Here is an 870-nt window from a genome sequence, read left to right on the forward strand (position 1 = left end):
GTGCGCGGCCAGCTTGGCGCGGCCTACGCGGCGCTGGAAAAGGAAATCGCCGACACCGCGCCGCCGGCCGACGAGCGCCGGCTCACGCAGGCCGACGTGACCACCGCCGTGGCGTGGCGCTTCACGCAGATGATGCTGCCGCAGGCGGCCGACGCCGCCGCCTACCCGGCGCTCGCGGCGTTCAGCGCCGCCGCCGAAGCGCTGCCCGCGTTCAGGGACACGCCGCCGGACTGAGGTCCTTGGCCATCTCCGTGGTGGCGTGCCAGCCGAGCGCGACGTAGAGCGGCCGGCCCATCTCGGTCGCGTGCAGGATCGCGTACTGCACGCCGCGCCGCGCGAACTCCTCCTCCGCCAGCTGCATGAGCCGGTGGCCCAGGCCCTGCTTGCGGTGGGACGTCTCCACGTAGACGTTGAGCACGTAGCCGCGCTTGTCCTGGGTGGGATGGGCGGGGTGCGGCGGCCAGTCGATGGCCATCAGGCCGATGCCCGCCACCGCGCGGCCGTGCTCGGCGAGCACGAAGCCGAAATAGCTGCCGTCGCGCAGGCGCGGTTCCAGCCACGGGCGGAAGCGTTCGGTCATGGCGCGCAGGACGGCGTCATCGCGGCCGGCTTCGCGGAACATTTCCTCGCGGTGGTAGCAGACTAAGTCTAGGTCGTCGGGGGTCAGGGGGCGGACTTCCATTGGGGTGGGGGAGGGTTGGCGTCGGGGATTGTTATGCTAGCGCAGGTGGTCGGGTTCGGGAGTTTTGGGGATCCTTGTTCTAGCTGTCGTGGGCCTTGGGGCTCGGGAAGGTCTTGGTAGTTCGGGCTTGGGATTCTTGTTCTGGCTTCTGTGGGCCTTGAGGCGCGAGCGGTTTTGGTGGTTCGGGC

Annotated in this window: 2 protein-coding genes; one reads left to right on the plus strand and one right to left on the minus strand. The window is 69.9% G+C overall.

From position 1 onward, the window contains the following. The coding region (locus K206_RS44005) for a glutathione S-transferase C-terminal domain-containing protein (protein ID WP_020206624.1) at positions 1-234 on the plus strand (234 nt) is incomplete at its 5' end. On the opposite strand, the gene K206_RS0133275 is transcribed toward K206_RS44005, so the two are convergent. After that, positions 212-682 carry a GNAT family N-acetyltransferase gene (locus K206_RS0133275; protein ID WP_043367640.1) on the minus strand — a complete coding sequence of 157 codons (471 nt, stop codon included), beginning with the start codon at positions 680-682 and terminating at the stop codon, positions 212-214. The two genes, K206_RS44005 and K206_RS0133275, sit on opposite strands and share 23 nt — an antisense overlap. Positions 683-870: the final 188 nt, after the last annotated feature.

Source organism: Cupriavidus sp. WS, from assembly GCF_000395345.1.
Classification (GTDB): domain Bacteria; phylum Pseudomonadota; class Gammaproteobacteria; order Burkholderiales; family Burkholderiaceae; genus Cupriavidus; species Cupriavidus basilensis_B.

Excerpts from the sequence above, each read along its gene's own strand:
- K206_RS0133275 (WP_043367640.1), bottom strand. The coding sequence starts at position 682 with ATGGAAGTCCGCCCCCTGACCCCCGACGACCTAGACTTAGTCTGCTAC.